The organism is Micromonospora globispora, from assembly GCF_003857015.1.
In the GTDB taxonomy this organism is placed as follows: Bacteria; Actinomycetota; Actinomycetes; order Mycobacteriales; family Micromonosporaceae; genus Micromonospora; species Micromonospora globispora.
In genome coordinates this window covers 1-5,473 of record NZ_QGGF01000531.1, presented here as the reverse complement: position 1 = coordinate 5,473, position 5,473 = coordinate 1, and the positions used below count along the sequence as shown (strand labels likewise).

Annotated in this window: 4 protein-coding genes; all 4 read right to left on the bottom strand. The window is 73.6% G+C overall.

Annotated elements, in window-relative coordinates; translation table 11 throughout:
* Positions 1–813, bottom strand: an 813-nt coding sequence (locus tag DKL51_RS28070; protein ID WP_148097865.1) for a dolichyl-phosphate beta-glucosyltransferase, incomplete at its 3' end; no start/stop codon positions are given.
* A gap of 4 nt (positions 814–817) precedes the next feature.
* A complete protein-coding gene (locus DKL51_RS28065) occupies positions 818–3,067 on the bottom strand; it encodes an ArnT family glycosyltransferase (RefSeq protein WP_124812679.1) in 2,250 nt (749 codons plus the stop codon).
* 45 nt (positions 3,068–3,112) lie between these two features.
* Entirely contained in the window at positions 3,113–4,621 is a 1,509-nt protein-coding gene (locus tag DKL51_RS28060) for a sensor histidine kinase (protein ID WP_124812678.1), read from the bottom strand.
* Positions 4,599–5,345 (bottom strand): response regulator transcription factor, encoded by a 747-nt coding sequence (locus DKL51_RS28055; RefSeq protein WP_124812677.1) that lies wholly within the window; start codon positions 5,343–5,345, stop codon positions 4,599–4,601. The genes DKL51_RS28060 and DKL51_RS28055 overlap by 23 nt, the downstream gene beginning before the upstream one ends.
* Positions 5,346–5,473 lie beyond the last annotated feature (128 nt).

Genomic DNA, 5,473 nt, shown 5'->3' with positions numbered 1-5,473 from the left:
GCTCAGCGGCGCCCGGCCGAGCTGCTCGCGCAGCTCGGCCACGGGCAGCGCGCCGGTGACCAGCGCCCGGGCCAGCCGGCCGATGCCCCGCAGGTCGGCCAGGGCGGTGGACACGATGTCCACCCGGCTGTCCGGGTCGTCCACCCAGTCCACCGGCACCTCGTGGATCCGCAGCCCGGCCCGCTGAGCGAGGACCAGCAGTTCGGTGTCGAAGAACCAGCCGGTGTCCTGGACCAGCGGCAGCAGGCCGGCGGCCACGTCGGCGCGGATGGCCTTGAAGCCGCACTGCGCGTCGGAGAACCGCACCGCGAGGGTGCCCCGCAGCAGCAGGTTGTAGCCCCGGGAGATCACCTCCCGCTTGGCTCCCCGGACCACCCGGCTGGTCCGCGCCAGCCGGGTGCCGATGGCCAGGTCGGAGTGGCCGGAGATGAGCGGTGCCACCAGCGGCAGCAGCGCCGCCAGGTCGGTGGAGAGGTCCACGTCCATGTACGCGAGGACCGGCGCCGGGGAGGCCGACCAGGCCGCCCGCAGGGCGCGTCCCCGCCCCTTGGCGTCCAGGTGCAGCACCCCGACCTCGGGCAGCTCCACGGCGAGCGCCTCCGCCACCGCCAGCGTCCCGTCGACGCTGGCGTTGTCGGCCACGGTGATCCGGAACGGGTACGGGAAGTGCGCGGTCAGGTGGGCGTGCAGCCGCCGGACGCAGGGGCCGAGGTCGGTCTCCTCGTTGTAGACCGGGACTACCACGTCCAGCACCGCGGTGGGCGCCGTCGGGCGGGCCTGCACGGCCGACCGGGGTTCACGGGACAGTGTCATCGCCTCAGCCCTGCTTTCCGCTGGTCAGGTCGTAGACGGTGACACCGTCGACGGTCTTCGCGGTGTAGTTCTCGGTCACCCAGGAGGCGATTTTCTGGGAGGCGGAGCTGCCGCCGTTGGCCCGGAAGCCACCGCCACCGATGAAGTAGTGGATCTTCCCGCCGGTGACGTACCGCTGGAACTGCGCCAGGGTCGGCGACGGGTCGCTGCCGTTGAACCCGCCGACCGCCATCACCGGCTGCTGCGTGGCGAGCTGGTAGCCGGAGGCGTTGTTCGACCCGATCGTGGCCGCCACCCAGGTGTACTTGTCGGCGTCCGCCTCCAGCAGGGCCTTCAGCTCCGCGCTCGGCTCCCGGGAGTCGAGCAGCCCGCCCATGCCGCCCTGCGACGACCGGCCGTCGCCGCCGGGCAGCTGACCGGTACTCCCGCCACTCGGGAAACCGGGGAGCTGACCGGTCTGGCCGGTGCCGGGGAGGCCGGGGACCTGGCCGGTCTGGCCGGTGCCGTTCTGCCCGGTCTGGGTGCCGCCGGGGAGGCCCGGGAGCTGACCCGGCTGACCGGTGCCGTTCTGCCCGGTCTGGTTGCCGCCGGGGAGCTGCCCGCGGCCCGGGAACTGTCCGTCGCCCGGCATCCGGCCGCCGGGGAACCCGCCGCGTCCCGGACCGAACGCGCCCTGCACGACCGGGCCGGCGCTCGGGATGGACCCGGTGTGCGGGGTCGCGGCCGTCTCCAGGGAGTACGCCATCGGCCCGGCCAGCGCGGCGCTCGCACCGAGGGCGAGCACCACCGGGGTGACCCGGCGGGGCAGCCGGCGGCCGAGGACGAGCAGCGCCGCGGCGGCCAGCCCGACCACCAGCACGGCGGTACGCAGCCACGGGTACCAGTCGGCGCTGCGGCCCAGCAGCCGCCACGACCACCAGGTGGTGACTGCCAGGGTGACGGCGAGGATGGCGGTGGCCGCCGTGGCCCGTCGGCGGGGTGCGGTCCGCTCCCGCCAGAACAGGGTGACCCCGATGCCGACCAGCGCGCCGACGGCCGGGGCGAGCGCCACGGTGTAGTACGGGTGGAAGATCCCGGACATGAAGCTGAAGATCAGCCCGGTCACCAGCAGCCAGCCGCCCCAGAGCAGCAGCCCGGCCCGCATCCGGTCGGTACGTGCCGCCCGGCCGGCCAGCACCAGGCCGGCGACCAGCAGGATCAGCGCGGCCGGCAGCAGCCAGGAGATCTGGCCGCCGACCTCGGTGTCGAACATCCGCAGCCAGCCGCTCTGACCGGAGAACGGCCCGCCGCCGCCCATCCGGCCACCGCCGCCGACGCTTCCCTCCTCGTCACCGGTGATCCGGCCGAGGCCGTTGTAGCCGAGGGTCAGCTCCAGGATGCTGTTGCCCTGCGATCCGCCGATGTACGGGCGGGCGCTGGCGGGCACCAGCTCCACGATGGCCACCCACCAGCCGGCGGAGACCAGCACGGCCAGCCCGGCCAGCAACACCTGCCGGATCCGCCGCCACAGCCCGGTCGGCGCGGCCAGCAGGTACACCCCGGCGAGGACCGGGACCACCAGGAACGCCTGGAGCATCTTGGTGAGGAAGCCGAAGCCGACCAGCGCGCCGGCCAGCACGATCCACCGGGTGCTCGCCGTCTCCACCGCGCGGACCGTCGCGTACGCGGCGGCGACCAGGAGCAGCACCAGCAGGGCGTCGGGGTTGTTGAACCGGAACATCAGGGTGGCCACCGGGGTGACCGCGAGCACCGCGCCGGCGATGAGCCCGGCGACCGGGCCGTACCAGCGGCGGACGGCGGCGTAGAGGACACCGACCGAGGCGACGCCGAGGAGCGCCTGGGGCACCAGGATCGACCAGCTGTTCAGCCCGAAGATCCGTACCGAGAGGGCCATCAGCCAGAGCGAGGCCGGGGTCTTGTCGACGGTGATCGAGTTGGCCGCGTCCGAGGAGCCGAAGAAGAACGCCTTCCAGCTCACCGAGCCGGCCTGGACGGCGGCCGAGTAGAACGAGTTGGCCCAACCGGAGGCACCGAGGCCCCAGAGGTAGAGCAGCGCGGTGGTCAGCAGCAGGCCGGCCAGCGCCGGTCTGACCCAGGGCGGGTTGCCGCGTATCTGATCCGGCGGCGAACTCTCCCGCTCGGCAGGGACCGGCTCGGATGCCGCCGGGGTGGGCGGGGTCGACGCTTCAGGCAAGGTGACCGGGCCGGTCACGGACGACCCGGGCGCAGTCAGCAGGCTCTCTGTTCTGTCCATGCCGGCAAGCCTGGAAGACTCCGCTGGCCCGGCCCCATGAGCTGGCTATGCGTCAGCTGTGGAATCCGGCAGCCACACCGTGAACACGGTGCGACCAGGGCGGCTGGCCACGTCGACCCGGCCGTGGTGGGCCTCCACCACGGCGGCCACGATGGACAGGCCGAGGCCGGTGCTGCCATGGGCACGGGAGCGCGAGCTGTCGCCCCGGGCGAACCGCTCGAAGACCTCCGGTTGCAGGTCGGCTGGGATGCCCGGGCCGTCGTCGGCGACGCTCAGCTCGACGCCGCCGTCCACCCCGGCGAGCCGGGTGGTCACCGTCGTGCCCGGCGGGGTGTGCACCCGGGCGTTGGCGAGCAGGTTCGCCACCACCTGGTGCAGCCTTGCGGCGTCGCCGGTCACGGTCATCGGCTCGTCGGGCAGGTCAAGCTGCCAGCGGTGGTCCGGGCCGGCGACGTGCGCGTCGCTGACCGCGTCCACGACCAGCGCGGTCAGGTCCACCGGCTCGGCGGCGAGGGGCCGGCCGGAGTCGAGCCGGGCGAGCAGCAGCAGGTCGTCGACGAGGCTGGTCATCCGGGTGCTCTCCGACTCCACCCGGCGCAGTGCGTGGGCGACGTCCGGCGGCACCTCCTGCCGGCCACGGCGGGACAGCTCGGCGTACCCGCGGATGGCGGCCAGCGGCGTACGCAGCTCGTGGCTGGCGTCGGCGACGAACTGACGTACCCGAGTCTCGCTGGCCTGCCGGGCGGCCAGCGCGGCGGCGACGTGGCCCAGCATCCGGTTGAGCGCCCCGCCGACCTGCCCCACCTCGGTGCGCGGGTCGGTGTCGGCCTCGGGCACCCGGACGGAGAGCGCCACCTCGCCCCGGTCGAGCGGCAGCTCGGTGACCCGGCTGGCGGTGGCGGCGACCCGGTTCAGCGGGCGCAGGTTGGCCCGGACGATCAGCGCGCCGAGGCTGCCGGCGATGAGCAGCCCGGCGGTGATGACCCCGGCCTGCGCGACCATCATCCACATCACCGTCTCCTCCACCCGGGCGAGCGGGATGGCGAAGATCAGGATGTCACCGTCGTCGACTTGGCGGGCCACGGCCCGGTAGTCGCCGTGGTCACCCAGCTCGACGGTGCGGGGCCGCCCGTCGGTGGGCTCCCGGGTCAGGGCGGCAACCTCATTGACCGGCACCGGCTCGGCCGTGCCGCCCTCCGTCCGGATCTGGCCGCAGACGATCTGGCCGCCGACGACCTTGACGGCCACCGAGTTCGGCGGGAATCCGGGCGGCGGTTCCAGCTCGCATTGCTCGCCGTCAGTGGACCGGGGGGACGAAGTGGGGTCCCGGAAGAAGGGCGGAACTCTCTCATGCCGGCGGTCGCCGGCAGTGAGCTGGTTGTCGACCTGGTTGATCAGGAAGTGCCGGAGGGCGACCGTGGTGAGGCCGCCGATGCCGATGCTGACCAGGGCGAGCAGCGCCACCACCGAGAGGACCAGCCGGCGCCGCAGCGACCAGCCGGCCAGCCAGCGGCGCAGCCGCCCCGTGAGGTCACTCCGCCGGCTTGAGGACATATCCGGCGCCCCGCAGCGTGTGGATCATGGGCTCGCGGCCCGCGTCGATCTTCTTCCGCAGGTACGAGATGTAGAGCTCGACGACGTTCGCCTGGCCGCCGAAGTCGTAGTTCCAGACCCGGTCGAGGATCTGCGCCTTGCTCAGCACCCGGCGCGGGTTGCGCATGAGGTAGCGGAGCAGCTCGAACTCCGTCGCGGTGAGCGTGATCAGGTCGCCGCCCCGGCGTACCTCGTGGCTGTCCTCGTCGAGGCTCAGGTCGCCGACGGTGAGCACGGCGTCCTCCCGGGCGGCGACCGCGAACCCGGAGCGGCGCAGCAGCGCGCGCAGCCGGGCGATCACCTCCTCCAGGCTGAACGGCTTGGTGACGTAGTCGTCGCCGCCGACGGTGAGCCCGGCGATCCGCTCCTCCACGGCGTCCCGGGCGGTGAGGAAGAGCACCGGGACGGTGGGGGCCTGCTCGCGCAGCCGGCGCAGCACCTGGAAGCCGTCCAGGTCCGGCAGCATCACGTCGAGCACCACCGCGTCCGGCTGGAACTGCCGGGCGGTGGTGACCGCGGCCATCCCGTTGCCCGCGGTGCGCACCTGCCAGCCCTCGTACCGCAGGGCCATCGACAGCAGGTCGGTCAGCGTCGCCTCGTCGTCGACCACCAGCACCCGCACCGGCTCACCATCGGGTCGGCGCAGCTCGATCCGGACCTGCGCGGCCGCCCCCTCCACTACCATGCCCCCCATCGTGGGCCGCCCCGCTGTGCCGAGCCTGTCCCGATCCTGTGTACCAGCTGTGCGGGCCGCTCGCGACGGCTACGCCCGCGGGGGTCCGGCGCCCGCACAGCTGGTACACAGGACCGGGA

Excerpts from the sequence above, each read along its gene's own strand:
- DKL51_RS28060 (WP_124812678.1), bottom strand. The coding sequence starts at position 4,621 with ATGTCCTCAAGCCGGCGGAGTGACCTCACGGGGCGGCTGCGCCGCTGG.
- DKL51_RS28065 (WP_124812679.1), bottom strand. The coding sequence starts at position 3,067 with ATGGACAGAACAGAGAGCCTGCTGACTGCGCCCGGGTCGTCCGTGACC.
- DKL51_RS28055 (WP_124812677.1), bottom strand. The coding sequence starts at position 5,345 with ATGGTAGTGGAGGGGGCGGCCGCGCAGGTCCGGATCGAGCTGCGCCGA.